General features: G+C 72.3%; 22 protein-coding genes. 5 read left to right on the top strand and 17 right to left on the bottom strand.

What is annotated here, in order from left to right:
* Positions 1–3: 3 nt before the first annotated feature.
* From nadC to BKA18_RS20730, 4 genes are all read right to left on the bottom strand, one after another.
* The gene (nadC, locus tag BKA18_RS20745; RefSeq protein WP_366044180.1) at positions 4–1,077 is read right to left on the bottom strand and encodes a carboxylating nicotinate-nucleotide diphosphorylase; all 1,074 of its coding nucleotides are present in this window, start codon (positions 1,075–1,077) and stop codon (positions 4–6) included.
* Positions 1,074–2,921 (bottom strand): L-aspartate oxidase, encoded by a 1,848-nt coding sequence (locus BKA18_RS20740; RefSeq protein WP_366044179.1) that lies wholly within the window; start codon positions 2,919–2,921, stop codon positions 1,074–1,076. The genes nadC and BKA18_RS20740 overlap by 4 nt, the downstream gene beginning before the upstream one ends.
* Positions 2,918–4,072: a pantoate--beta-alanine ligase gene (gene panC / locus BKA18_RS20735; protein WP_366044231.1), complete on the bottom strand. Its 1,155-nt coding sequence runs from the start codon at positions 4,070–4,072 to the stop codon at positions 2,918–2,920. The genes BKA18_RS20740 and panC overlap by 4 nt, the downstream gene beginning before the upstream one ends.
* Before the next feature lie 173 nt (positions 4,073–4,245).
* Positions 4,246–5,217: a Rossmann-like and DUF2520 domain-containing protein gene (locus tag BKA18_RS20730; RefSeq protein WP_366044178.1), complete on the bottom strand. Its 972-nt coding sequence runs from the start codon at positions 5,215–5,217 to the stop codon at positions 4,246–4,248.
* Between the two features lie 405 nt (positions 5,218–5,622).
* Here BKA18_RS20730 and BKA18_RS20725 point away from each other — a divergent pair, with 405 nt between their 5' ends.
* Positions 5,623–6,771: a threonine aldolase family protein gene (locus BKA18_RS20725; protein ID WP_366044230.1), complete on the top strand. Its 1,149-nt coding sequence runs from the start codon at positions 5,623–5,625 to the stop codon at positions 6,769–6,771.
* 333 nt (positions 6,772–7,104) lie between these two features.
* Here BKA18_RS20725 and BKA18_RS20720 read toward each other — a convergent pair whose 3' ends face one another.
* Positions 7,105–7,359: a hypothetical protein gene (locus BKA18_RS20720; protein ID WP_366044177.1), complete on the bottom strand. Its 255-nt coding sequence runs from the start codon at positions 7,357–7,359 to the stop codon at positions 7,105–7,107.
* Between the two features lie 100 nt (positions 7,360–7,459).
* On the opposite strand from BKA18_RS20720, the gene BKA18_RS20715 reads away from it, so the two are divergent.
* Positions 7,460–8,569 carry a DUF5937 family protein gene (locus BKA18_RS20715; protein WP_366044176.1) on the top strand — a complete coding sequence of 370 codons (1,110 nt, stop codon included), beginning with the start codon at positions 7,460–7,462 and terminating at the stop codon, positions 8,567–8,569.
* A gap of 91 nt (positions 8,570–8,660) precedes the next feature.
* Here the strand turns inward: BKA18_RS20715 and BKA18_RS20710 are convergent, their stop codons facing one another.
* Both BKA18_RS20710 and BKA18_RS20705 read right to left on the bottom strand, forming a co-directional pair.
* On the bottom strand, positions 8,661–9,344 hold the full coding sequence (locus BKA18_RS20710; protein ID WP_006604030.1) for a response regulator: 684 nt from the start codon (positions 9,342–9,344) through the stop codon (positions 8,661–8,663).
* Between the two features lie 112 nt (positions 9,345–9,456).
* The gene (locus tag BKA18_RS20705) at positions 9,457–10,665 is read right to left on the bottom strand and encodes a DUF7134 domain-containing protein (RefSeq protein ID WP_366044175.1); all 1,209 of its coding nucleotides are present in this window, start codon (positions 10,663–10,665) and stop codon (positions 9,457–9,459) included.
* Positions 10,666–10,839: 174 nt separating this feature from the next.
* Between BKA18_RS20705 and BKA18_RS20700 the strand changes: the two genes are divergently transcribed.
* Positions 10,840–11,853: an SAM-dependent methyltransferase gene (locus BKA18_RS20700; protein ID WP_366044174.1), complete on the top strand. Its 1,014-nt coding sequence runs from the start codon at positions 10,840–10,842 to the stop codon at positions 11,851–11,853.
* A gap of 45 nt (positions 11,854–11,898) precedes the next feature.
* Complete coding sequence (locus BKA18_RS20695) at positions 11,899–13,041, top strand: NADH-quinone oxidoreductase subunit D (protein ID WP_366044173.1); 1,143 nt, start codon at positions 11,899–11,901, stop codon at positions 13,039–13,041.
* Positions 13,042–13,234: 193 nt separating this feature from the next.
* On the opposite strand, the gene BKA18_RS20690 is transcribed toward BKA18_RS20695, so the two are convergent.
* The 7 genes from BKA18_RS20690 to BKA18_RS20660 form a co-directional block, all read right to left on the bottom strand.
* The gene (locus BKA18_RS20690) at positions 13,235–14,386 is read right to left on the bottom strand and encodes a hypothetical protein (RefSeq protein WP_366044172.1); all 1,152 of its coding nucleotides are present in this window, start codon (positions 14,384–14,386) and stop codon (positions 13,235–13,237) included.
* 566 nt (positions 14,387–14,952) lie between these two features.
* Positions 14,953–15,444 carry a DUF3180 domain-containing protein gene (locus tag BKA18_RS20685; protein WP_366044171.1) on the bottom strand — a complete coding sequence of 164 codons (492 nt, stop codon included), beginning with the start codon at positions 15,442–15,444 and terminating at the stop codon, positions 14,953–14,955.
* Positions 15,445–15,565: 121 nt separating this feature from the next.
* Positions 15,566–16,213: a 2-amino-4-hydroxy-6-hydroxymethyldihydropteridine diphosphokinase gene (gene folK, locus BKA18_RS20680; RefSeq protein ID WP_366044170.1), complete on the bottom strand. Its 648-nt coding sequence runs from the start codon at positions 16,211–16,213 to the stop codon at positions 15,566–15,568.
* A complete protein-coding gene (gene folB / locus BKA18_RS20675) occupies positions 16,210–16,569 on the bottom strand; it encodes a dihydroneopterin aldolase (protein ID WP_006604037.1) in 360 nt (119 codons plus the stop codon). The genes folK and folB overlap by 4 nt, the downstream gene beginning before the upstream one ends.
* A gap of 417 nt (positions 16,570–16,986) precedes the next feature.
* Positions 16,987–17,475, bottom strand: a complete 489-nt coding sequence (locus BKA18_RS20670; protein WP_093488974.1) for a nuclear transport factor 2 family protein — start codon at positions 17,473–17,475, stop codon at positions 16,987–16,989.
* A gap of 5 nt (positions 17,476–17,480) precedes the next feature.
* Positions 17,481–18,383, bottom strand: a complete 903-nt coding sequence (gene folP, locus BKA18_RS20665; protein WP_366044169.1) for a dihydropteroate synthase — start codon at positions 18,381–18,383, stop codon at positions 17,481–17,483.
* Positions 18,384–18,505: 122 nt separating this feature from the next.
* Positions 18,506–20,350: a phosphatidylglycerol lysyltransferase domain-containing protein gene (locus tag BKA18_RS20660; RefSeq protein ID WP_366044168.1), complete on the bottom strand. Its 1,845-nt coding sequence runs from the start codon at positions 20,348–20,350 to the stop codon at positions 18,506–18,508.
* Positions 20,351–20,491: 141 nt separating this feature from the next.
* Here BKA18_RS20660 and BKA18_RS20655 point away from each other — a divergent pair, with 141 nt between their 5' ends.
* Complete coding sequence (locus BKA18_RS20655; protein WP_366044167.1) at positions 20,492–21,607, top strand: alpha/beta hydrolase; 1,116 nt, start codon at positions 20,492–20,494, stop codon at positions 21,605–21,607.
* A 207-nt stretch (positions 21,608–21,814) separates the two neighbouring features.
* Here the strand turns inward: BKA18_RS20655 and folE are convergent, their stop codons facing one another.
* The 3 genes from folE to hpt all read right to left on the bottom strand — a co-directional run bounded on the left by folE (position 21,815) and on the right by hpt (position 25,313).
* Complete coding sequence (folE, locus tag BKA18_RS20650; protein ID WP_006604042.1) at positions 21,815–22,420, bottom strand: GTP cyclohydrolase I FolE; 606 nt, start codon at positions 22,418–22,420, stop codon at positions 21,815–21,817.
* A 106-nt stretch (positions 22,421–22,526) separates the two neighbouring features.
* The gene (ftsH, locus tag BKA18_RS20645; protein ID WP_366044166.1) at positions 22,527–24,539 is read right to left on the bottom strand and encodes an ATP-dependent zinc metalloprotease FtsH; all 2,013 of its coding nucleotides are present in this window, start codon (positions 24,537–24,539) and stop codon (positions 22,527–22,529) included.
* A 234-nt stretch (positions 24,540–24,773) separates the two neighbouring features.
* A complete protein-coding gene (gene hpt, locus BKA18_RS20640) occupies positions 24,774–25,313 on the bottom strand; it encodes a hypoxanthine phosphoribosyltransferase (RefSeq protein ID WP_006604044.1) in 540 nt (179 codons plus the stop codon).
* Between the last annotated feature and the right edge of the window lie 15 nt (positions 25,314–25,328).

The raw sequence follows: 25,328 nt of genomic DNA, 5'->3' as shown, positions 1-25,328 counted from the left end.
CGGTCAGCCGTCCTCGCGTGCGGCGGCGTCCGGGGAGGCGGTCCGGCCCTCGTCCTCGCGCAGGTCGAGGCCGATGTCGAGGATCGGGGAGGAGTGCGTGAGCGCCCCCACCGCGAGGTAGTCGACGCCGGTCTCGGCGTAGGCCCGGGCGTTGTCGAGCGTCAGCCGGCCCGACGACTCCAGCATGGCGCGGCCGGCGACCAGCTCGACGGCCTCGCGGGTCTGCTCCGGCGTGAAATTGTCCAGCAGGATCAGATCGGCGCCCTCGGCGAGGATCGGCGGGATCTGGTCGAGCCGGTCGACCTCCACCTCGATCGGCACGCCGGGGAACTCGGTCCGTACGGCCAGGAAGGCCTCGGCCACGCCGCCGGCCGCGACCACGTGGTTGTCCTTGATCAGCGCCGCGTCCGACAGCGACATCCGGTGGTTGACGCCGCCGCCGCAGCGCACCGCGAACTTCTCCAGGGCGCGCAGCCCCGGCGTCGTCTTGCGGGTGTCGCGGACCTTGGCCTTCGTGCCCTCCAGGACGTCCGCCCAGGCCCGGGTCGCGGTCGCGATGCCCGACAGGCGGCACAGGAGGTTCAGCGCGCTGCGCTCGGCGGTGAGCAGGTCGCGGGTGCGGGTGGTGACGCTGAGCAGCGGGGTGCCGGCCGCGACCCGGTCGCCGTCCTCGACGTGCCGCTCGACGGCGAACTCGTCGGTGCAGACCAGGGACAGCACCGCCTCGGCGATCCGCAGCCCGGCGACCGTGCCGGCCTCGCGGGCCGTGAAGTCGCCGGTGGCGACCGCGTCCGGTGGGACGGTCGCCACGGTCGTGACGTCCACGCCCTGGTCGAGGTCCTCCTCCACGGCGAGATGTGCGATGTCCTCGACCTGCACGGGGTCGAGCCCGGCGGCCACCAGGAGCGCGGCCAGGTCGGGGTCGAGGCCGCAGCTCAGCGGGTCGAGGTCGTACGAGCCGTCGTCGCCGCCGCTGCAGCCGCAGGCGTCGCCGCAGCCTCCCCCGGACGCTGTCTGGGGGGACCCGGTGGGCCCGCCGATCTGGAGGAGGGGGAGGTCGTCGCGGGTGCTGCTCACGGGCTGGGCTCCGTATTCGGGGAGGAGGGGTGGGGTGCCCCGGTGGTCTGTCGGTGCGGTCGATCGGTGGTCACGGGCTCGCGGGCCGGGAGGCCATCGTCGGCGGTCGGCGGGAAACCGGCGGTCGCCGTCGTGTGGAGGGCCAGTGCACGGTCTGTATCCAGGGTGATGCGGAAGTGCCGGCGCCAGGAGGCATCGTCCCGCTCCGGGTGGTCCTCGCGCCAATGGCAGCCGCGGGTCTCCGTACGGCGCTGTGCCGCGGCGACCAGCACCCGCGCGACGCAGAGGAGGTTGGTGGCCTCCCATGCTTCCACGCCGGGCTCGGGAGCCTTGTGCGTGGCCCGGGCGGCGCTCGCCTCCGCCGCCTCGCGCCGGATGCTCTCCAGCCCGGCGGCGGCCCGGGCGAGGCTCTCGGCGCTGCGCAGCACCCCGGCGCCGGCGGTCATGATCCGCTGCACGGCACCACGGGCCTCGGGGGCGAGGAGGGGGAGGGGCGTACGGGGCGCGGACGCCGGGGCGGAGCCCGCCGCGCGCGCCGCGGCAGGCTCCGGCGCGGGGCGTGCAGCGATGTCCGCGGCGATCCGCTCCGCGAAGACCAGGCCCTCCAGGAGGGAGTTGGAGGCGAGACGGTTGGCGCCGTGGACTCCGGTGCAGGCGACCTCGCCACAGGCGTAGAGGCCGGGGACGGTGGTGCGCCCGCGCAGATCGGTGCGTACGCCGCCGGAGGCGTAGTGCGCGGCCGGGGCGACCGGTATCGGCTCGGTGACCGGGTCGATGTCATGGCTGCGGCAGGCGGCGAGGATGGTCGGGAAGCGGCTCTCCCACATCTGCGCGCCGAAGTGCCGGCCGTCCAGGTACATGTGCTCGACGCCCTGTTCGTGCGCCCGGCGCATGATCGCCTTGGCGACGATGTCGCGCGGCGCCAGCTCGGCGAGTTCGTGCTGCCCCACCATGAAGCGGGTTCCGGCGGCGTCGACGAGATGGGCGCCCTCGCCCCGTACGGCCTCGGAGATCAGCGGCTGCTGGCCCTCCGCTTCCGGGCCCAGATACAGCACGGTGGGGTGGAACTGGACGAACTCCAGGTCGGAGACCTCCGCGCCGGCGCGCAGCGCCAGCGCCACCCCGTCGCCGGTGGAGACCGCCGGGTTGGTGGTCGCGGAGAAGACCTGCCCCATGCCGCCGGTGGCGAGCACCACCGCCGGGGCGTGCACGGCCCCGACGCCGTCGTGCTGGCCCTCCCCCATCACGTGCAGGGTGACCCCGGACGTATGGCCGTCGGCATCCATGAGCAGATCGAGGACCAGGGCGTTCTCGATGGTGCGCAGCCCGGCGGCGCGAACCGCCTCGACGAGCGCGCGGGAGATCTCCGCCCCGGTGGCGTCGCCGCCGGCGTGCGCAATACGGCGGCGGTGGTGGCCGCCTTCCCGGGTGAGCGCTATCTCCTCGCTGTCCGGTGCGGTGTCGAAGCGGGCGCCGCTCCGGATGAGCCGGTGGACGGCGTCCGGGCCCTCGGTGACCAGGGTGCGGACGGCTTCCTCGTCGCACAGCCCGGCGCCCGCCACGAGGGTGTCGGCCAGATGCTGCTCGGGGGTGTCGCCCTCACCGAGCGCGGCCGCGATGCCGCCCTGCGCCCAGCGGGTGGAGCCGTCGTCCAGGCGGGCCTTGGTGACGACGACGGTCCGGCGGCCGGCCGCGGCGCAGCGCAGCGCGGCGGTCAGCCCGGCCACACCGGATCCCACGACGACGACGTCCGCCTCGATGGACCAGCCGGGGGCGGGGGCCGTCAGACGTATGCCGGTGCCTGGGACGGGGCCGGGGCCGGTGCCTGTTCCGGTGGCGCTCATCGGGTCGCTCCAAGGGGGCCTTGGGGGTGGGAGGGGGCCGGGGGTGCGGCGGGTGAGCCGGAGCCGGGGGTGTGCGGGGTGGCTCCGCCCGGGTGGGCGGCCGTTGCGCCCTGGGCCCCGAAGTGGAGACGGATGTTGTCGATGAGCCGGGTGGTGCCGACCTTGGCGGCGACCGCGAGGATGGCCTCGCCCTCGTAGGCGTCCGGGATCTCGGTGAAGTCGGACGGATCGACCAACGCCAGATAGTCGAGCACCAGCGGCGGGTCGAGCAGGGCGGCGTCCTCCAGGACCGCGCGGGCCGCGACGCGGGCGACGGACGGGCCGTGCGGGGGCACCGCGGCGGCGTAGGCGACGGCGTGTGCGTCGGCGGCCGCGCGGTCCTCGCCGAGGGCGGCCAGCGCCGCGGCGCGGTCCGGCGCGGGGTGGCCGGCGCAGGCGGCGCGGGCGCGCAGCGCCTCCTCGGCGGCGAGCCGGTCGCGGGCCGCGAACAGCGCCGCCGACAGCGCGAGCGCGGTACGCCGCTCCGGGGCGGAGAGGTAGCGGTTACGGCTGGACAGGGCCAGGCCGTCTTCCTCGCGGACCGTGGGGACACCGACGATCTCGACGGGGAAATTGAGGTCGGCGGCCATCCGCGTGATGACCGCGAGCTGCTGGGCGTCCTTCTGCCCGTAGAACGCCAGGTCCGGCGCGGTCAGATGCAGCAGCTTGGCGACGACGGTCAGCACGCCGTCGAAGTGCCCGGGGCGGCTGGCGCCCTCCAGGAGGCTGCCCATGGGACCCGCGGCAATCCGGATCTGCGGTTCCCCGCCCGGGTAGACCTCGTCGACGGACGGGGCGAAGACCACGTCCGCACCGGCCGCGGCCGCCAGCTCGACATCCGCCTCCAGGGTGCGCGGATAGCGGTCCAGGTCCTCGCCGGCCCCGAACTGCAGCGGGTTGACGAAGACCGTGACGACGACCTGCCCCTGGGGCCCGACCCGGTGGCGGGCGGCGCGGACCAGGGTGGCGTGTCCCTCGTGCAGCGCGCCCATGGTCATCACGACCGCGCGCTCGCCACCGGGGCGGCGGGGCAGGTCGCGGAGGGCGGCGGCGGTGTGGAGGAGGTGGCCGGGGCCGGGCCGGGACGGCTCGGCGGGGAGGGTCGGGTCCATGGACCGGTGCGGTTCCTGGTGCGCGGGTGCGTCCGGGGCCGGGTCGGCGGCCGCGGCCGGGCGCGAAGGCGTCGCGGTCTCCGGGACCGGGTTCGGCTCCGGACGTTCCGGACGGTCCGGACGGTCCGGACGGTCCGGACGGTCCGGACGGTCCGGGCTCGTCGGCGAGGGGGTCATCGGTCGCCTCCCTCGGGGCCGGAGGCGTCGGGGCCCGGGCCGAAGGAGCCGGGGGCGGGGCCGTCGTCGGAGCCGGCGAGGACATCGAGCAGGTCCTCGGCGAGTTCGGGCTTGAGCAGACCGTGGGACAGCGCGCGGTCCGCGGTCATCCGGGCCATCGCGAGATACCCGGCGACGCTCTGGGGCGCGTGCCGGCGCAGCTCCGCGATATGGACGGCGACGGTGCCGGCGTCACCCCGGGCGACCGGGCCGGTCAGCGCGGCGTCACCGGACCGGAGCGCATTGTCCAGGGCGGCACCGAGCAGCGGGCCGAGCATCCGGTCGGGGGCCTGCACGCCCGCGTCATGCAGCAGCTCCATGGCCTGGGCGACGAGCGTGACCAGGTGGTTCGCGCCGATGGCGAGCGCCGCGTGGTAGAGCGGACGGGCTGACTCCGCGATCCACTCGGGCTCCCCGCCCATCTCGATGACCAGCGCTTCCGCCGCCATCCGCAGCTCGTCGGGCGAGGTCACGCCGAACGAGCAGCCGGCCAGCCGCTGGACGTCCACCGAGGTGCCGGTGAACGTCATCGCCGGATGCAGGGCGAGCGGCAGGGCCCCGGCACGGGTGGCCGGGTCCAGCACAGCGATTCCGTACCGCCCGGAGGTGTGCACCAACAGCTGGCCGGGCCGTACGGCGCCGGTCTCGGCGAGGCCGCTCACCAGGCCGGCCAAGGCGTCGTCGGGGACGGTCAGCAGGACGAGGTCGGCACGGGCGAGCACCTCGGCGGGGGTGACCAGCGGGACGTCGGGCAGCAGCTCGGCGGCGCGGCGTACGGAGGCGTCGGAGACTCCCGACACGGCAACCGGGCGATGCCCTGCGAGCTGCAGCGAAGCGGCGAGGGCGGGCCCGACACGGCCCGCGCCGACGACTCCGACGGTCAGTCGGGCGGGTCGGTCCTGGGCCTCGGTGGGTGGGATTGCGTTCACGCGGCGACGGCCTTCCGTTCCAGTCCGCGGGGGGTACCGGACGATTCCTCGCCATGCTACGCGAGTGTTTCCGGCGGTCTTGAGAGCTGTGCACGAGGTGAGACGGGGGTCTCCCATCAGAGTTATCCACAGGGGTCGCGGGTCCGGCCGGGGCTGGGCAATCATCGGTGCACGGCGCGCGAAAGGCACGAAACGACAGCGCGGAGAAAAAGGCAGGCAGGGGGGCGTGTGAGGCAGATGAGAGACGCAGGCGGAGGCGGTACGGAGGGTTTGCGGGGCGCTGAGCGGGATGGTTCGGGCGGGGCGGCGGAGGACCGTTGGACCGGGGCGGTGCGGGACGGTTCGGCCGGCGCTCCGGGCGGCGCTCCGGCCGGGGCGGGTGACCTCGCGGCCGAGCGGGAGCGGATGTTCGCGGCGATCCGTGCCTCGCAGCGCGTGCTGGTCGGCAGCACGGGAGGAGGCGAGACCATCCGCGAGCGGATGGACCGCCTGAGAGCCGATGCTCCGGCCGCCTACGACCTGGACGGCTGGACCGACGTCTACGGCAATGACGACGGCATCGTCGGCGAACTGGAGCGCCGCACCGCCGAAGCCCTGGGTACCGAGGCCGCCGCCTTCTTCCCCACCGGCACGATGGCCCAGCAGGTCGCGCTGCGCTGCTGGGCGGGGCGTACGGGCAACGCCACGGTCGCCGGCCATCCGATGTCGCATCTGGAGGTGCATGAGCGCGATGCCTATGCGGTGGTCAGCGGCCTGCGCATGGTGCATCCGACGAGCGCCGCGCGGCCGGCGACCGCCGCGGAGGTGTACGACCTGCCCGAGCCGTTCGGCACGCTCGCTCTCGAACTCCCGCTGCGGGATGCCGGATTCGTCCTGCCGTCGTGGGACGAGCTGACCTCGGTCGTGGCGGCGGCCCGGGACCGTGAGGCGGTGGTGCACCTCGACGGCGCCCGGCTGTGGGAGTGCGGACCGCACTTCGGCCGCTCGCTCCCGGAGATCGCGGCTCTGGCGGACAGCGTCTATGTCTCCTACTACAAGTCGCTGGACGGCATATCGGGCGCCGCGCTCGCAGGCACCGAGGACTTCATCGACGAGGCGCGGACCTGGCGGCACCGGTACGGCGGCCAGTTGTTCCAGCAGTGGCCGGCTGCCCTGGCCGCCCTGATCGGCCTGGACCGTGAGCTGCCACGGTTGCCGGAGTATGTGGCGCACGCGCAGACCGTGGCCCGCGCGCTGGGCGAGGGCCTGGCCGATGCCGGTGTGCCGTGGTTCCGGGTGCATCCGGAGCCGCCGCACACCCATCAGTTCCAGGTGTGGCTCCCGCACCCGCCCGAGCTGCTGAACGAGGCCGCCGTACGCCAGGCGGAGGAAACCGGGACCGCACTGTTCCGCAGGTGGTTCGAGCCGGCTCCGGCCCTCCCGCCCGGGGTGGCGACGACGGAGGTCACGGTCTCCGCGTCCGCCCTGCGCTGGACGGCGGGGGAAGTGCGGGCGGCGGTCGGGGAGTTCGTGTCCTTGGTGGGCCGCATCGGGGAGGAGCGCGTCGGGGGTTAGGCGGGTGAGGCGGGCTGGGGGTGAGGTCGGCAGATCATGCGGGGGCCGGGGGAGGCCGTGCGCGGGGGGGGAGGTGGCCGCGCCGGGGCCAGGCAGGCGGCTGGGCTGGGCTGGGCTGGGCTGGGCTGGGACACGGTGAGGCCGGCGGGACGGGGTGAACCCGGCGGGACGGGGTGAGGTGGCTGGGCGGGGAGGCCGACGGGAGGGGGAGGCGGGGGGCGGAGGCGGGGGCGGAGGCGGGGGGGGCGGGCCCGGGGGGAGGGCGGGGGGACGGGGGGACGGGGGGACGGGATAAGGCCGAATGGTGCGCGCCGCGCCGCACCAGTCAGCGCACTAGACCTGGAGCAGACGCACGAGCCGCCGCGCCACGCCCACCACCGCACGTGCCCTGCGCCCCACCCGCCGCGCGGAGCGCCGCACGCGGCCGACGAACCGGTCGCCGGGATCGGTGACAACGGCCTGGAAGCAGAACCACTCCCGGATCTCCCGTGCCGTACGGACGGTGTGCGTGCCCGGGGCGGGCGGGGCGGCCTCGCTTCGTCGGGCGGCGCGATAGGTGTCGAGGAGGTGCTGCTGGGCGGCGTTCATGTGCCTCACTGTGCGGCGGTCCCCCGGCCCGCCGCGCGTCGATTGACCAGAGCCGTCAATCGACGTCCGTGCAGGTGGCAGGCTCGCGCATGATGTGCGCATGGCCAACGTCATCGACATCACCGGGCTGCCGCCGGGGCACATCGTCTTCTCCCCGTCCCCGTTGGCGGAGCTGGGCGCCGCGCTGCACGCGCTGTCCGAGCCGGGGCACCACCCCGGGCTGCACGTCTGGGTCACCGCCACCCACGCGGCGCTGCACACCGACCTCGCCGACCGGCTGTGCGAGGCGGACTTCCTGTGGCGCTCCTCCCGTTCCGACATCCTGCTGCCGGCCCACCCCGGGGCGACGCTGGCCGAGGAACTGGACGCGATGGACACCATCGACGACGAGCGGTTCGTGGCCGCGGCGTTCGAGATCACCTGCTCGGCGTCCTACACCCGCCACACGCCCTCACCCCTGGTCGACCGGGAAGAGCGGGCGCGCGTACGGGAGATGGCCGCCGCGCGCGGCCCGCGGCAGGCGGCATTCACCGACCGGATGCTCACCGACCCCGACGGCCTGCGGCAGTGGCTGCGCCGGCTGTTCGAGGACTGCGAGGAGGCGTTCTTCGGGGACATCTGGCGGCGGGTGGGCATCCAGTTGGCGGCCGACGCCCGGCACAAGACCGAACTGCTGCGCCGCAAGGGCCTGTCCGAGACGCTGTCCGAGACCTCGCAGGCCCTCTCCCTGGAGGACGCGCAGGACGGCAGCGGCGGCACCCGCATCCTGGTCGACAAGCTCGCCCAGGGACGTACGACGGCGTTCGCCAACCCCGCGGATCCGGGCGTCACCTTCCTGCCGACGTCGTTCGGCTGGCCGCATCTGCTGTTCGGCCATGCCCCGGGATGGCGCCCGGTGCTCCAGTACCCGGTCGCGGGCCCGGAGTTGCCGTCGCCGGCCGCGCTGGAACTCGTACAGCAGCGGCTGGAGGCCCTGGCCCATCCGAGGCGGATGCAGCTGTGCCGCTCGCTGTCGCGGGGGCCGCATACGACGGGGGAGCTGGCGAACGCGTTCGGGATCACCGCGCCCGAGGTGTCGCGGCACATCGCCACGCTGAAGAAGGCCGGGCTCATACAGACGCGGCGCCGTGGGCGCTATGTGCTGCACCAGCTGGACCTCCAGACAGTGGCCCGGCTGGGCAGCGACTTCCTTGAGGGCGTGCTCCGTTGAGGGCGTGCTCCGTTAAGGGCGTGCACCGTTGAGGAGCATGCTGCGCTGCCGGTAAGGCGCGCGGCCCGCCGGCCCCGGGGGCCGCTCCCCCCTACGCCCCCGCTCCCCCCGCCCGCACCAACCCCGTCTCATAAGCGAGAACCACCGCCTGGACCCGGTCCCGGAGGTTCAGCTTGGTGAGGATGCGGCCCACATGCGTTTTGACCGTGGCCTCGGAGAGGACCAGCCGCGCCGCGATCTCACCGTTCGACAGGCCCTGGGCGACCAGCAGCAGCACCTCCCGCTCCCGGTCCGTCAGCCGGCCCAGCTCGGGCCGGGACGGCTCGGCGGAGGTGGCGGGCAGCAACGGCGTGAAGCGGTCGAGGAGCCGGCGGGTGGTGGACGGTGCGACGACCGCGTCACCGCTCTGCACCGCGCGGATCGCCGCGAGCAGGTCACCGGGCGGCACGTCCTTGAGCATGAAGCCGCTGGCCCCGGCCTTCAGCGCGGAGAAGGCGTATTCGTCCAGGTCGAAGGTGGTCAGGATGAGCACCTTCGGGCCGCCTTCCGGCTGGCCGCCCGCGCAGATCCGGCGGGTGGTCTCCACCCCGTCCAGATGCGGCATCCGGACGTCCATGAGGATCACATCGACCTGGGTGGCGCGCAGCACCTCCAGCGCCTCCACCCCGTTCCCGGCCTCCGCGACGACTTCCATGTCCGGCTGCGCGGCCAGCACCATCCGGAATCCGGTGCGCAGCAGCACCTGGTCGTCGACGAGCATCACGCGGATGGTCATGGCAGGGGGTCCCTTCGAGCACGGGTGGAACTGAGCGTACGGGGTGGTGCGGTGGAGTCGTCGGCGGGCATCGGGGCAGCGGCGCACCGGGGCGGCGGGTGCGCGGCGGCGCTCATCGCGCCGGTTTGAGCGGGAGTACGGCGCTGACCCGGAAGCCGCCGCCCGCCCGCGGCCCCGCGGTCAGACTGCCGCCGACCATGCCGACCCGCTCCCGCATGCCGATCAGGCCGTGGCCGAGGCCGTCCGCCCCGCCCTCCTCGTAGAGCTCTTGCTGCGCGCCGCGTCCGTCGTCCTCGACGAGCAGTTCGAGGTCCTCGTCCCGGTAGGAGACGCGGACGGTCGCGCCGACGTCGGGGCCGCCGTGTTTGCGGGTGTTGGTGAGGGCTTCCTGGACGATGCGGTACACGGTCAGTGCCACGCTGCTGGGCAGCTCCCGCGGCTCGCCCTCGACCCGGAAGTCGACCGGCAGCCCCGCGCCGCGCACCTGGTCCATGAGGTCTTCAAGCTGTTCGACGCCGGGCTGGGGCACGTATTCACCGCCCTCGGCCTGTTCGCCGGTGCGCAGCACGCCCAGCAGCCGGCGCATCTCGGCCAGCGCCTGGCGCCCCGTGCCGGAGATCGTCTCCAGGGCCTGCCGGGTCTGTTCGGGGGCGGCGTCGAGGACGTACGCGGCGCCGTCGGCCTGGACGACCATCACCGAGACGTTGTGGGCGACGACATCGTGCAGTTCGCGGGCGATACGGGCGCGCTCGGCCGCGACCGCGATCCGGGACTGTGCCTCGCGCTCCTTCTCCAGCCGTGCGGCCCGCTCCTCCAGCTGCGCCCAGTAGGCGCGGCGGGTGCGCATGGAGTCGCCGAGCACCCAGGCCAGGACGAACGGCACGGTGAACAGGGTGGTGAACACGAGGTTCGCGGTCACCGGCCGGGTCTCGTCGTCGTACGCGTAGCGCCAGTACGTCAGGGCGGGACCGAGGAGGGCGCCGGCGAGGGCACAGCGGGAGGCCCAGCGGGGGACGGCGGGTGCGGACGCCACGGTGTAGGCGATCACGAGCATCGCGAAGTCGCTGGGGTTGGGCTGGACGCCGGTGATCAGTTGGCCCACGCCGATGGCGCCCGTCAGCAGCAGCATCTGCACGGGGGCCTTGCGGCGCAGCGCCACCACCAGGCTGAGGCCGACGACGAAGACCGCGGCGGCGGCCATGTGCATGGCGCCGTCACGATCGAAGACGACCATCAGGCTGCCGAACCCGAGGAGCCCGAGCGCCCAGAAGGAGTCCACTCCCGTCGGGTGCCTGCGGAGGAAGTCGTAGAGGCGCTGCACGTAACCCAGCGTAGGCAGTCCATATAGGTGTACGAGTCAACCGGAGGGGCGATCCTGTTGCGCCGGGCCTACTCCGCAAGGTGGAGATGTGGTGCTCGACCTCGCGCGGGCAAGGGCCCGACCTGCACCGCTGTCCGTATGGGCGGGCCGGTTTCCGCCCGTACCGTGGGGCAGATGACGAACGAGTGGTGCGGGTGGCGCGAGGCCACGGAGCGGGCGCTGTACGGACCGGACGAGGGCTTCTACACCCGGCCCGGCGGCCCCGGCCCGGCCGGGCACTTCCGTACCTCCGTGCATGCTTCCCCGCTCTACGCGGGCGCCGTCGCGACCCTGCTGTGCCGGGTCGATGCCGCGCTCGGGCATCCCGGGGAGCTGGCGCTGGTCGATGTGGGCGCGGGCCGCGGTGAGCTGCTGACGGGCGTGCTGGCCGCGCTGCCCGGCGAGGTGGCGGCGCGGCTGCGTCCGTACGCGGTCGAGCGTGCCGCGCGCCCCGAGGGCCTCGATGCGCGGATCGACTGGCGGCGCGAGCTGCCCGCGCCGGGCTCGGTCACCGGGCTGCTGTTCGCGAACGAATGGCTCGACAACGTGCCGGTCGATGTGGTCGAGACGGATCCGGACGGGGTGCCGCGCCGGGTGCTGGTGCGCGCCGACGGTACGGAGCGGCTGGGCGAGCCGGTGGACGGCGCGGACGCGGAGTGGCTGCGCCGGTGGTGGGCGCCCGCCGCCGGCGGCACCGCGTCCTCCCCCGGGCTGCGCGCCGAGATCGGCCGTCCCCGGGACGAGGCCTGGGCGCAGGCCGTGGGCACGCTGCGCGCCGGGCTCGCGGTCGCCGCCGACTACGCGCACGAGCGGGGCGACCGTCCGCCCTTCGGCACCCTCACCGGCTTCCGTGACGGCCGCGAGGTGCCTCCCGTGCCGGACGGCAGCTGCGACATCACCGCGCATGTGGCGCTGGACGCCTGTGCCGGGCCGTCGGCGGTGCGGCTGACCCAGCGCGCGGCGCTGCATGCCCTGGGGGTCGAGGGCCGCCGCCCGCCGCTCGCCCTGGCCGCCACCGACCCGTCCGGGTACGTACGGGCCCTCAGCGCGGCGGGAGCGGCGGCGGAGCTGACAGATCCGGCCGGCCTCGGCGGCTTCGGCTGGCTCCTGGAGCCGGTGGGCACCGCGTGCGCGGGGCTTCTCAGGTAGTGGGCTCCGCGGTCCGCCGGCCGGGCGTCCTGCGAGACTGTTCCCATGACGGAGACGACGGTCGGCATCGGCGGCGCGGCGGAGAGCACCGACATGGTGCTGAACATCGGCCCGCAGCATCCCTCGACGCACGGTGTGCTGCGGCTGCGCCTCGTCCTGGACGGCGAGCGCATCCAGCACGCCGAGCCGGTGATCGGCTATATGCACCGCGGCGCCGAGAAGCTCTTCGAGGCGCGCGACTACCGCCAGATCATCATGCTCGCCAACCGGCACGACTGGCTGTCGGCGTTCTCCAACGAGCTCGGCGTGGTGCTGGCCGTCGAGCGGATGCTGGGCATGGAGGTGCCCGAGCGCGCCGTCTGGCTGCGGACGCTGCTCGCCGAGCTGAACCGCGTGCTGAACCATCTGATGTTCCTCGGCTCGTACCCCCTGGAGCTCGGCGGCATCACGCCCGTCTTCCATGCCTTCCGCGAGCGGGAGGAGCTCCAGGCCGTCATGGAGGAGATCTCCGGCGGCCGGATGCACTACATGTTCAACCGCGTCGGCGGCCTCAAGGAGGACCTGCCGGCGGGCTGGCTCGGCCGGGCCCGGCACGCCGTTGCCGACGTGCGCTCCCGGATGGACGTCTTCGACAACCTGGTCCTGGGCAATGAGATCTTCCGCGGCCGCACCCGCGGGATCGGCGTACTCACCCGGGAGACGGTGCACGGCTACGGCGTCTCCGGACCGATCGCCCGCGCCTCCGGGGTGGACTTCGATCTGCGGCGCGACGAGCCGTATCTGGCGTACGGGGAGCTGCAGTCCACGCTGAAGGTCGTCACCCGCGAGGAGGGCGACTGTCTGGCCCGCTTCGAGTGCCTGCTGGAGCAGAGCCATAACGCGCTCGATCTCGCGGACGCCTGCCTGGACCGGATCGCGGAGCTGCCGCCGGGGCCGGTCAATCAGCGCCTCCCGAAGGTGCTGAAGGCCCCCGAGGGCGCGACCTACGCCTGGACCGAGAACCCCTTGGGCATCAACGGCTACTACCTCGTCTCCAAGGGCGATAAAACGCCCTACCGCCTCAAGCTGCGCTCGGCGTCGTTCAACAACATCCAGGCGCTGGTGGAGCTGCTGCCGGGCACCCTGGTCGCCGATATGGTCGCCATTCTCGGCTCGTTGTTCTTCGTGGTCGGGGACATCGACAAGTAGGCGATGCGGCGGGGGGCTTGGTGCCCCCTCCTTCCGCCTCCACGGGCGACATCGTTGCCCTACGCAGGCTGTCCACACCCTGTGGACAGCCGCGGGCGCTCCGAGGAGGACGTCCGCCGGGCTTGGTGTCCGTCACCACAGCGCGGCCCCCGAGCCCCGTCGGGCTCCGAGGCCGCGCGGCGGCAGCAGGCGGTCAGGAGATGGCGCTGCGCAGGCCGCCGAGGTCGAGCTGCTCGGTCTCGTCGTGGGCGGTCAGATCGATGACCTCGCCGGTGCCGGTGGTCGTGTCCCCGTCGGCCCGCTCGCCGTCGGCCGTGGCGCCTTTGGCGGACGGCTGCTCACGGGCCGAGTGCTCGGCGACGGCCTCGTCGCCGACGACGTCCGCCAGATCCTCCTCCAGCGGTGCGGCCAGCTCCCGGGGGCCGGCGTCGGTCGCGTTGCCGAAGAAGTCGAAGCCGCCCTGGGCGCGGGACGCGGCCGGGCGGGACGGTGCGATGGCAGCGGCGGCGGCCGGAACCGGACGGAGTGCGGGTCCGGCGGCGTCGGCCGTGCGGTCGGAAGCCGCCCCGCCCGTACGCGGTGCGGCGGCCGCCGAGGCCTTCCCCCGGCCGTTCTCACCGTCCCGGGCCTCGCGGCCGGACGGCTCGGGGCGGGCGGTCGCATCGCTCCGGGCGCCGTCCCGCGGGATGCGCGCGGCCTTCTGGGCGGTGCGCTGGCGGGCGGCGTTCCGCGCGAGCCGGCGGAGCGCCTGATCGGCCTGCGCATAGGTCGCCGGGCGGTCCGGATCCGTGGCGGGCTCACGCCGGGCCGGGACCCGGGTCTCCCCTGCCCGGAAGGAGTCGAAGGTACGGGGACGGTCGGCGGCGGCCGGCAGGGCGCGGGAGGGGGCGGCGGCCTCGATGGCGAGCAGCCGGCGGCCCTCCAGCGCGCTGGCCCGCTCGGTCTCGGCGGTGGCGTAACGGCGCAGCAGGTCGGCGTGTTCGCTGCGCAGCCGGGCCAATTCGGCGCGCTTGGCGCGGAGTTTGGTGTCCTGGGCGGCGCGGAGCTCGCGGGCCTCCTCGACGTCCGTTTCGAGTTCGGCGATCCGCTCCTCGGTGCGCCACTCGTCGCGCACCCGGGCGCGGGTGAGTTCGGCGACCTGTCGGCCGGCTTGGCGGTCCCAGGTCCGCAGCAGCACCGCGCCGGTGAGTGCGGCGGCCGCCGCGCCCGCGGCGAGCACCCGTTGCACCAGGTCGTCGCCGACGAACCACGCGCCCGCGGCGCAGGCGATCGACGCACCGGCGACCGTCGCGGGAGGAAGCAGCCGGTGGAGGGGTGGTGATTGGCGGTGGCGTCCTCGTGGCATGGCCAGAAACTTACCGTGCGTGCGGGATCTATGGGGCCGCGCTCACCAATCCGTTTCCCGCTGGTTACTTCTTGACCGGCCCTGTGGACGCTGCATATGCCCGCACACCCCCACCGGCTCGCGAAACGGCCGGTCTCGCACTCCGCACCCGACGCGCCTGTGCGCTGCGTCGATTTAGTTGATTTACCAGGCAGGAGGGGAACTTCGGCGGTACCCGGCAGCGAATTCCCCGGTGGCCGCGAGGGCGTTCCGGTCCGCCGCCCCGCCCGCCGTCAGCAGCCCGGGGCCCCGCGCGGCCCGGCGCGCTCCGTCACCACATGACCGTCGGGCCGATGCCCTCGGAGGCGATGCCTCCACCGCGCTGCCGCACCGATTCAACGGACGGAATTCGGCGCGCACGGAGGCGAATTCCGCAACGCCCTGGTTCCGGTTCCGCGACACGGCTCTTCTTCGGGCCTTCAGGGCCCGTTCAGCGCAGCGCACGAGGGGCCGGGAGCGGAACCCGGGCGCGGTAAGCGGGAAAATAAATGATCTTGGAAAAATGGATTGCGACGCACATCGGCGCGTCACACCACCGAGTTCACCCCGCCATTGCCCTTGCCGTCGTCCTCCGGCAGCTTGCACACCCGCTCCAGGTAGAGCGCCGCGACGACCACCGCCGCCCCGGCGAGCACCGACAGACCGGCGTAGATCGCCTGGTCCCGGCGGGGTCCGACATCGAGCCCCGAAGCCAGCAAGAAGACCCCGACACCGCCGTACAACCCGGCCACCAGCGACGACACCAGCGCGCTCGCCTGCCCGAAGACCACCGCGCGGGCAGCCACCAGCGGATCGACGCCCTTCGCGCCCGGCCGGCGCTCGCGCTGCTCGCGCAGTCGCACCCGCAGCGAGAAGGCGGTCGCCGCGAGCACCGAGGCGAGCAGCGCCAGCACGATCGGCGCGGCCACCGGCACGCTGGGCAGGGTGCCGAACGAGTCCCACAGCCGGGCGCCTCCCCAGGCCAGCACCCCGGCCACCAGAAACAGCCCGACCAGCACCTTGATTCGCAGCTGTTTCACCGAGCGCTCGCCCTTCGCACCGTCATGACCATCCCTCGCCACGACCACCCCTGACGATATGGCCGCCTTGTCGGTTTCGTATGGATGCATCCCGCAGGGAACCGACCCGCAACCTTAACGACTACTCGGGCAGCCGCAGTTCCAGGTCCGCCCGCGGCGCGACCCCGTCGCGGCCGACCGCCGACAGCAGGGCGGCCACCGCGCCGTGCCCGGGGACCTCCGCCTCCGGGTCGATGTCGAGCCACGGCGCCAGCACGAAGGCGCGCTGATGGGCGCGCGGGTGCGGCAGCGTCAGCCCGGGGTCGTCGGAGACCACGCCCTGGTACGCCAGGATGTCGACGTCGATCGTGCGCGGGGCCCAGCGCTCGTCGCGGACCCGCTCGAAGGCCTCCTCGATCGCCTGCCCGCGCTCCAGGAGGGAGGCCGGCGGCAGCGTCGTCTTGATCAGCACCACGGCGTTGAAGTACGACGGCTGGGAGCCGGGCGCCACGCCCCACGGCTCGGTCTCGTAGACCGGCGAGACCGCCTTGACCCGCAGGCCGGGGGTGTCCTCCAGCGCATCGACGGCGCCCTGGAGGATCTCCAGGCGGTTGCCGAGGTTGCTGCCCAGGGAGATCACGGCGTGTTTGGGGTTGGACAGCGTCACATCCGCGGCGTCCACCTGCTCCACCACCGAGGCGGGCACCGGCTGCACGGTCGGGTCACCGAAATCCGGGCGCTGCTGCGTGGTCCCGTCGGCGGTGAGGGTCGGGTGGCGGGTGGGCTTCATACTCGGCTCCGAGTGATAGTGATGGTCACGTCGTCGAAGGGGACGGTGATCGGCGCGTCCGGCTTGTGCACCACCACCTCCACCTGCTGCACACCCCCGTGCTTGAGGCACTGGTCGGCGATGCGCTCGGCCAGGGTTTCGATGAGGTCGACGGGCTCGCCTTCCACGACAGCCACCACCTCCTCGGCCACAACGCCGTAGTGCACGGTCTTCGCGAGATCGTCGCTGGCCGCCGCCTCGCGGGTGTCCAGGCCGATGACCAGGTCGACGATGAAGGTCTGACCTTCCTCGCGCTCACGGGGAAACACCCCGTGGTGGCCACGGGCCCTCAGCCCACGCAGCGCGACACGATCCACGCGAATCACTCCCACTGGTCCACGGCACCTGGGGCGCCACTGTTCGTCGGATTCCGGGCAGGCACCGGAGCGATCCGGCAACACTGCCCCGCCGTCGAATCTACCTTCGAGCACCGACAGTCCTCGCCCACGGGGGCTATGGACAAGACCCCGTCCTCCTGCTAGGCGCCGCCCTGTGGGGCAGCGACCGACAGGCCGGGAGATCGTCCGCGCGGCCCTCTTACCCCCCTGCCCACGCCCCACCCCTACCCGTGCCGCACTTGGCTCGAACGGGTGCGCCCTCGCCCGGATGGCTGACGCCTGACGGTGGCTGTGGGGCGGGCCGCCAACGCCCCCGCAAGGGCGCACGGCATGGCAAGGCTCACACCGGGTCGCCCGCACCGGCTCGCGCGCCCGGTGCCCGCCCCCTGGGCGCCCTCAGAGGGCGCCCTCGGTGCCCTCGCCCTCGTCCGGCCCGCCGGGCCCCTCTTCGTCCTCGTCCTCCTCGTCACGGTCCGCCAGCACCGGCGACCCGTGGTGTGACCACACCCGCCAGCCGTCCTCGGTCCGCCGGAAGACATTGGTCGCCACGACCAGCTGGCCGATCAGCGGGCCCACCGAGCCGTCGTCCTCGGCGGGGCCGCCGCTGAGGATGTTCTCGGTGCAGGTCACCAACGCGGTGTCACCGATGACATCGATCTCCACGTCCGTGAGGAAGAACTGGATGTACTCGGTGTTCGCCATGATCAGGGCGTACGAGCGGAGCACCTCGCCGCGCCCGCGCAGCACCGGCCACCCGGGGTGGACCACGCTCACCTGGCCGTCCAGCCACAACTCGGACAACGCTTCATGATCGCCGCGCTCGATGGTCTCGTACAGGGTCGTGTTCGCCTGCTCGACCAGCTCGATGTCCGTCTGTGGGCCCAAGCCGCTCACACCGTTCCCGTCGTGTTCACCGTCATGCCGCCGGCGTCCGCCGCCGCCGCGCCCTCCACGGCACGGGCCACCCGTACCGCATCCGCGCTCGCCCTGACCTCGTGCACCCGCACCGCCCAGGCCCCCTCTCGCGCCACGATCGCCGACACCGCCGCCGTCGCGGCATCCCGCTCCCGGGCCGGCGGTGGAGCGGCTCCCGCACCGCCTGCCAGCACCCTGCCCAGGAACCGTTTCCTCGATGCCGCCACCAGCAGCGGACGGCCCAGCGCGCGCAGCCGCGGCAGGTGGGCGACCAGCGCGAGATCGTGCCCGGCCTCCTTGGCGAAGCCCAGGCCGGGGTCGATGACTATCCGGTCCGGGTCGATCCCGCCGGCGACCGCGCGCTCCATGCTCCGCGCCAGCTCGTCGACGACCTCGGCGACCACATCCCCATAGACGGCACGGTTGTTCATGTCGATGGACCGGCCGCGCCAGTGCATCACCACGAACGGGACGTGGTGCGCCGCCACCACGGGCACCATCGCCGGATCGGCGGCGCCCCCGCTGACGTCGTTGACCAGGCGCGCGCCGGCCTCGACCGCCTGCTCGGCGACCGAGGCGCGCATGGTGTCGACGGAGACCACGACACCGGCCGCGGCCAGCTCCCGGACGACCGGGACCACCCGGCGCAGCTCCTCGTCCTCGTCCACCCGCGCCGCGCCCGGACGGGTCGACTCACCGCCCACATCCACCATGTCGGCACCCTGCGCCACCAGGTCGAGGCCGTGTTTGACCGCGAGTTCGGTGTCGAACCAGTCGCCGCCGTCGGAGAACGAATCGGGCGTCACATTGACGACGCCCAGCACCGCGCAGCGGTCCCAGTCCGGCAGTCCGGCCACCCGGCCACGCAAGGTACTCATGGCACCAGCCTAGGCCGTGTGCCGACCGGCCGGATTGCGGCCGCCGCAGGGGAGGACGGCGGGGCACCGGGCCGCCGCACGCCGTACGGCGCGGTCCCCTCGGGCGGCCCGGACCGGCCCCGTCAGGCCACCCGCTCGACCGCCGGGGCCTCGACCGGCTCCGGCAAGTGCGCACACGGCTGCGGCTCGGCGGCCTTCCTGCGGCGCAGTACGCGCGGCAGGCCCAGCTCCAGATACCCCTCGGCCTGGAGCGCCGCCAGGCCGATCCGCGGGATGTCACGGCTGTTGCGGAAGACCACGAAGCGCGGCTCCCAGCGTGGCCGGAACTTGTCGTTGAACTTGTAGAGAGACTCGATCTGGTACCAGCGGGACAGGAAGATCAGCATGCCGCGCCAGACCCGGATGACCGGCCCCGCACCGAGCTTCTCGCCGCGCTCCAGGGAGGAGCGGAAGACCGCGAAGTTCAGCGACACCTGTTTGATCTTGAGGTCGGGGGCCGCCTGCAGCGCGGCGACGATCAGCAGCTCGTTCATCCCGGGGTCGGCGCTGCGATCGCGCCGCATCAGCTCCAGCGAGATGCCGCGCTCGCCCCAGGGCACGAAGTGCTGCATGGCCTTCAGATCCCCGTACGGGCCCGGCTCCTCGCCCTCGCCCGCGGGCAGATGCGCGGTGGCGATCACCGCGTCGCCGTCGGCCACCGCATCGATCCGGCCCAGCGCCATGGAGAAGCCGCGCTCGGTGTCGGTGTCCCGCCAGGCATCCGCGGCCTTCTGAATCCGCGCCAGCTCGGCCGGCTCCAGATCGCGCACCCGGCGCACCTGCGTCCGATACCCATTGCGCTCGATGCGCTTGACCATCTGCCGTACGTTGCGCATCGCGCGGCCGGTGAGGGTGAAGTCGGCGACGTCCACGATCGCCTCGTCGCCCAGCTCCAGCGCGTCCATCCCGGTCTCCCGGGTCCACACCTGGCCGCCGGTCTCGCTGCACCCGGTGACCGCCGGGGTCCAGGAGTGCGCCCTGGCCTCCTCCATGAAGCGCTCGATGGCGCCCGGCCAGGCCTCGACGTCGCCTATCGGGTCGCCGCTGGCGAGCATCACCCCGGAGATCACCCGGTAGCAGACCGCGGCCTTGCCGGTCGGGGAGAAGACCGCGCCCTTGTCCCGGCGCAGCGCGAAGTAGCCCAGCGAGTCGCGGGCGCCGTGCTTGGCGAGCAGTTCGCGCAGCTGCCGCTCGTCGTCGTCGGTCAGCCGGGCCGCCGGGTGCTCGGGGCGGAAGGCGAGGTACGCGGTGGTGGCGACGGTCAGCAGGCCGAGCGCGCCCAGGGAGTAGCCGACGGTGTAGTCGACGTGGTGGGTGTAGCTGATCGGGCCCTCGAAGCCGAACAGGCCCCACAGGACGTGCTGGACGCGCTCCCACAGGGTGGGCGAGCCGACGGTCTTCGCGGGGTGGGAGCTGACGATGACCAGGCCGATGCCGACGCTCGCGCCGCCGAGGACGACGAAGTTGGCGAGGGCCTTCCAGCGGCTGCGCGGATCGGGCAGGGCCGCGAATTCCCGCCGGTGACGCACCAGGAACACCAGGAGCGCCGTCGAGAGCGCCGCTCCGCAGACGGAGTGGCGGTACACCAGCTGCGCCGCGATCCCCACCGGGAGCAGCGCCACGGCCGCCATCCAGGCCCGCCGCTTACGCCGCTTGAGGCCATGGGCCAAAAGGAGCAGCAGGATGCCGACGACGATCGAGGCGGCAGCCGCCAGCGGGCTCACCGCACCCGGCAGCACCTCGGCCAGGGCGTGCATCCGGCTGTGCCGGAAGCGCGCGAACACCCCGGACGCGAGGTTCAACAGACCGACGATCACGCCGGCGGTACCGACGACACCCGGCACCGCCTCGGGTCGCGGGCCGCGGAGCCAGCGTGGCGTTCGCCACGCAACCGTCTCCGACTTTTCGCCATCTAGCCTGTCAGACATCACTTTCCCGTCGCCCCGGTCGAGAGAACGTGCGAGCCTTGTCGCAGCATCTGGACTTTTTGCGCCCTGTATGACGGCGTTTCAGGGCTAGGGGTTCCACTAGCGGTACGGATGGCCCGGCCGCCCGGAAGAAAGCACCACATGGGTCTCACCAGCAAGAAAGTGCTGCTTCTTGCCGTCCTCGTCGCGGTGGCACTGTTCGTCCTCACGATTTGGCTCTGGCCCCGGCTGTCCAAGGGGAACTGGCGGGCCGTCCTCGGTCGCGTCGGGCTCCTGCTGGCGACCCAGCTCGCCGTATTCGCCTCGATCGGCCTGTACGCCAACAATTCCTTCGGTTTCTACGCGTCCTGGGCCGATCTGTTCGGCCAGGAGCAGGAGCCGGGCGTGGTCACCAATTACCAGACCGGGCCGAACGGCACGAAGCTCCAGATGCTGGGCACGGAACGGATCAGCGTCAAGAACGGGGGCCGGCCGGCGTCCGCCGGCCGGATCGACAAGGTGCTGGTCAACGGCGAACACTCGGGCATCGCCAGCCCCGCGTTCGTCTATCTGCCGCCGCAGTACTTCCAGAAGAAGTACGCCCACAAGACATTCCCGGCGGCCGTGGTGCTCACCGGCTACCCCGGCACCGCCGAGGCGCTCTACAAGAAGCTGCATTTCCCGCAGACCCAGCACAGCCTCCTCAAGCAGAACCGGATGCGGCCCACGGTCCTGGTCATGATGCGCCCGACGGTGCACCCGCCGCGCGACACCGAGTGCATGGACATACCGAACGGCCCGCAGACCGAGACGTTCTTCACCAAGGACCTGCGCACGGACCTCTCGGCGCACTACCGCATTGGGCGCGAGGCCAAGAGCTGGGGGGTCATCGGCGACTCCACGGGCGGCTACTGCGCGCTGAAGATGACGATGCGCCACCCCGACGCGTACTCCACCGCCGTCGCCCTCTCCGGCGCCTACAAGGCCCCCCGGGACGCCACCACCGGTGACCTCTTCGGCGGCAACCCGCAGCTGGAGCGGGAGAACAACCTGCTGTGGCGGCAGCGCCACCTGCCCGCTCCCCCGGTGAACTTGCTGGTCACCAGCAGCAAGCAGGGCGAGGGGAACTACCACCAGACGCTGCGGTTCATCCAGCAGACGAAGTCACCCAGCCGGATCTCGTCGATCATCCTCGACAGCGGCGGCCACAACTTCAACACCTGGCGCCGCGAGATCCCCGCCGCCCTGGAGTGGCTGGGCAACCACCTCAAGGCCTGACGGGCCGCTGCCCGTCCCCCGAGCCACCGACGACGGCCGGGCCCCTGCTCTGTGGCAGGGGCCCGGCCGTCGGAGTATCTGGCGCCGCGGGGGCCCGGCGGTCGGAGTATCCGGCGCCGGCGGGCCTTCCCATGGCTCGGGAGCCGGCGGGTGAGGGAGCTAGCGGGCGAGGGAGCTAGCGGGCGAGGGAGCTAGCGGGCGAGGGAGCTAGCGGGCGAGTATCAGGCTCATCGCCTCGGCGCGCGTCGCGGCGTCGCGCAGCTGGCCGCGCACGGCCGAGGTGGTCGTCTTGGCCCCCGGCTTGCGCACCCCACGCATTGTCATGCACATGTGCTCGCACTCGATGACGACGATCACGCCGCGCGGCTCCAGGATCTCCATCAGGGAGTCCGCGATCTGCGTGGTCAGCCGCTCCTGGACCTGCGGGCGCCGGGCGAACACATCGACCAGCCGCGCCAGCTTCGACAGACCGGTGATCTTTCCGTCCGCGGACGGGATATAGCCGACGTGCGCCACCCCGACGAACGGCACCAGGTGATGTTCGCAGCTGGAAACCAGTTCGATGTCCTTGACCAGCACCATCTCGTCGTGGCCCAGGTCGAACGTGGTCGTCAGCACGTCCTCCGGCTTCTGCCACAGCCCGGCGAAGATCTCCTTGTACGCCCGTGCCACCCGCGCCGGCGTCTCCAGCAGCCCCTCGCGGTCGGGGTCCTCACCCACCGCGATGAGCAGCTCGCGGACGGCGTTCTCGGCGCGCTTCTCGTCGAAAACGCCGAGCTTGCCGGCGATGTCCAGCGTCACAGGGTCGGTCATGTGGTGCCTCGTTCCTTCTGCGCCCGCTCGAAAATCGCGGAATGCCGCGCCCCCAGGCTAAACCTGGAGGGCGCGGCATATATTCCGGGGCCGGGGCCCACGGGGATCAGCTCTCGGGACGCTGCTCCTCGGGAGCCTCCACCTTCTCCGTGGACACGGTGGCGGTCGTCGTCACCGAGCCGTTGGCCGGACCCAGCTCCCTCGGCGACAGCACCGGCGGGCGGCTGGAGGGCGTACGGCGCGAGGAGCCGGTCCACGCCGGGCGGGCCGGGCGCTTGACCACGTGCTTGAAGAGCTCGGCGATCTCGTCCTTGTTGAGCGTCTCCTTCTCCAGGAGCGTCAGCACGAGGTTGTCCAGCACGTCGCGGTTCTCGACCAGGATCTCCCACGCCTCGTTGTGCGCGGTCTCGATGAGCTTCTTGACTTCCTCATCGACCAGCGCGGCGATCTCTTCCGAGTAGTCGCGCTGGTGACCCATCTCACGGCCCAGGAAGGGCTCGGAGTTGTCGGTGCCGAACTTGATCGCGCCGAGCCGCTCGGTCATGCCGTACTGCGTGACCATCGCGCGGGCCGTGGCGGTGGCCTTCTCGATGTCGTTCGCGGCGCCCGTGGTCGGGTCGTGGAAGACCAGCTCCTCCGCCGCGCGGCCGCCCAGCATGTACGCCAGCTGGTCGAGCATCTCGTTGCGGGTGGTGGAGTACTTGTCCTCGTCGGGCAGGACCATGGTGTAGCCCAGGGCCCGGCCGCGGGACAGGATCGTGATCTTGTGGACCGGGTCGGAGTTGGGTGAGGCCGCCGCGACCAGGGCGTGTCCGCCCTCGTGGTACGCGGTGATCTTCTTCTCCTTGTCGGACATGATCCGGGTCCGCTTCTGCGGACCGGCCACGACGCGGTCGATCGCCTCGTCCAGGAAGTGGTTGTTGATCAGCTTCTCGTCGCTCCGGGCCGTCAGCAGCGCGGCCTCGTTGAGGACGTTCGACAGATCGGCACCGGTGAAGCCGGGGGTGCGCTTGGCGACGGCCGAGAGGTCGACGTCCGGGGCGACCGGCTTGCCCTTCTGGTGGACCTTGAGGATCTCCAGACGGCCCTGCAGGTCCGGACGGTCGACGGCGATCTGCCGGTCGAAACGGCCGGGGCGCAGCAGCGCCGGGTCGAGGATGTCCGGACGGTTCGTGGCGGCGATCAGGATCACGCCGCCCTTCACGTCGAAGCCGTCCATCTCGACCAGGAGCTGGTTGAGGGTCTGCTCGCGCTCGTCGTGGCCACCGCCCAGGCCCGCACCGCGGTGCCGGCCGACGGCGTCGATCTCGTCGACGAAGACGATCGCCGGGGCGTTCGCCTTGGCCTGCTCGAAGAGGTCACGGACACGGGAGGCACCGACACCGACGAACATCTCGACGAAGTCGGATCCGGAGATCGAGTAGAACGGGACGCCCGCCTCGCCGGCGACGGCGCGCGCGAGCAGGGTCTTGCCCGTTCCGGGCGGGCCGTACAGCAGCACGCCCTTGGGGATCTTGGCACCCACGGCCTGGAACTTCGCCGGCTCCTGGAGGAACTCCTTGATCTCGTGGAGCTCCTCGACGGCCTCGTCCGACCCGGCGACGTCCGAGAACGTCGTCTTCGGGGTGTCCTTCGTGATCAGCTTCGCCTTCGACTTCCCGAAGTTCATCACCCGGGAGCCACCGCCCTGCGCCTGGTTCATCAGGAACAGGAAGATGATGGGAAGGAGGATGAAGGGGAGCAGCGTGATCAGCACGCTGACGAACGGGTTCTGCTTCGACGGGGAGACCGTGTACCCGTCCTTGATCTCGCCGGTCTGGTACTTGGCCTGGAGGTTCTTCGCCACGTCGACGCCCTGGTCGCCGATGTAGCTCGCCTGGATCTTGTTGGAGCCCTCAATCTTGTTGGAGCCCGACAACTCGATCTTGATCTTGTTCTCGTCACCGGTCGTCAGCTCGGCGGATTTCACCTTGTTGTCAGCGATCGCCTTGACGACCTGACCGGTGTCCACCGTCTTGTAGCCGCCGGACGAGCCGACGACTTGCATCAACACGACCACGGCGAGGACGGCCAGCACGATCCACATGACCGGCCCACGGAAGTATCGCTTCACGTCCATCCATACGGAGCCGTAAAGGCCCCGTCCCTCCTGCCACAGTGAGGCACAACGCCCTCGGGAGGGCTGGTCGTGCGTACGGTGTATTACTGGCCCGAAAAAGAATTGCCTTCGGACGGTACCCCAGCATCGTCACCCGGCGCCTGCGCCGACAGTGAACATGCAGCCGAGGATTCTGCTCTCCCTGCTCCAACGGCGGGAAGCCCCGAAGGGTTCCCGCCGGGCCGCGGGAGCCCCTCAGCCGCCGTAGACGTGCGGCGCGAGAGTACCGACGAACGGCAGATTCCGGTACTTCTCCGCGAAGTCCAAGCCATACCCGACGACGAATTCGTTCGGGATGTCGAAGCCGATCCACTTCACATCGATCGCGACCTTGGCCGCGTCCGGCTTGCGCAGCAGGGTGCAGACCTCCAGCGAGGCCGGCTCCCGCGAGCCGAGGTTCGACAGCAGCCACGACAGCGTCAGGCCGGAGTCGATGATGTCCTCGACGATCAGGACGTGCTTGCCCTTGATGTCGGTGTCGAGGTCCTTGAGGATGCGGACCACACCGGAGGACTGGGTGCCCGCGCCGTAGGAGGACACGGCCATCCAGTCCATCGTGACGGGGGTGGACAGCGCGCGCGCCAGATCCGCCATCGCCATCACGGCCCCCTTGAGGACACCGACGATGAGCAGGTCCTTGCCCGCGTACTCCGCGTCGATCTTCGCCGCCAGCTCCGCCAGCTTCGCGTCGATCTCTTCCTTGCTGATGAGTACCGACTGAAGGTCGGAGCCCATGTCCTTGTCGTCCAC

Source organism: Streptomyces auratus, from assembly GCF_050433025.1.
GTDB lineage: Bacteria > Actinomycetota > Actinomycetes > Streptomycetales > Streptomycetaceae > Streptomyces > Streptomyces sioyaensis.
Note: the sequence above shows the minus strand (reverse complement) of the source record. Positions and strands in the feature narration are given on the sequence as shown.

Excerpts from the sequence above, each read along its gene's own strand:
- BKA18_RS20740 (WP_366044179.1), bottom strand. The coding sequence starts at position 2,921 with ATGAGCGCCACCGGAACAGGCACCGGCCCCGGCCCCGTCCCAGGCACC.
- panC (WP_366044231.1), bottom strand. The coding sequence starts at position 4,072 with ATGGACCCGACCCTCCCCGCCGAGCCGTCCCGGCCCGGCCCCGGCCAC.
- BKA18_RS20725 (WP_366044230.1), top strand. The coding sequence starts at position 5,623 with ATGTTCGCGGCGATCCGTGCCTCGCAGCGCGTGCTGGTCGGCAGCACG.
- BKA18_RS20720 (WP_366044177.1), bottom strand. The coding sequence starts at position 7,359 with ATGAACGCCGCCCAGCAGCACCTCCTCGACACCTATCGCGCCGCCCGA.
- BKA18_RS20715 (WP_366044176.1), top strand. The coding sequence starts at position 7,460 with ATGGCCAACGTCATCGACATCACCGGGCTGCCGCCGGGGCACATCGTC.
- BKA18_RS20710 (WP_006604030.1), bottom strand. The coding sequence starts at position 9,344 with ATGACCATCCGCGTGATGCTCGTCGACGACCAGGTGCTGCTGCGCACC.
- BKA18_RS20700 (WP_366044174.1), top strand. The coding sequence starts at position 10,840 with ATGACGAACGAGTGGTGCGGGTGGCGCGAGGCCACGGAGCGGGCGCTG.
- BKA18_RS20695 (WP_366044173.1), top strand. The coding sequence starts at position 11,899 with ATGACGGAGACGACGGTCGGCATCGGCGGCGCGGCGGAGAGCACCGAC.
- BKA18_RS20690 (WP_366044172.1), bottom strand. The coding sequence starts at position 14,386 with ATGCCACGAGGACGCCACCGCCAATCACCACCCCTCCACCGGCTGCTT.
- folK (WP_366044170.1), bottom strand. The coding sequence starts at position 16,213 with ATGAAGCCCACCCGCCACCCGACCCTCACCGCCGACGGGACCACGCAG.
- folP (WP_366044169.1), bottom strand. The coding sequence starts at position 18,383 with ATGAGTACCTTGCGTGGCCGGGTGGCCGGACTGCCGGACTGGGACCGC.
- BKA18_RS20660 (WP_366044168.1), bottom strand. The coding sequence starts at position 20,350 with ATGTCTGACAGGCTAGATGGCGAAAAGTCGGAGACGGTTGCGTGGCGA.
- BKA18_RS20655 (WP_366044167.1), top strand. The coding sequence starts at position 20,492 with ATGGGTCTCACCAGCAAGAAAGTGCTGCTTCTTGCCGTCCTCGTCGCG.
- folE (WP_006604042.1), bottom strand. The coding sequence starts at position 22,420 with ATGACCGACCCTGTGACGCTGGACATCGCCGGCAAGCTCGGCGTTTTC.
- ftsH (WP_366044166.1), bottom strand. The coding sequence starts at position 24,539 with ATGGACGTGAAGCGATACTTCCGTGGGCCGGTCATGTGGATCGTGCTG.
- hpt (WP_006604044.1), bottom strand. The coding sequence starts at position 25,313 with ATGGGCTCCGACCTTCAGTCGGTACTCATCAGCAAGGAAGAGATCGAC.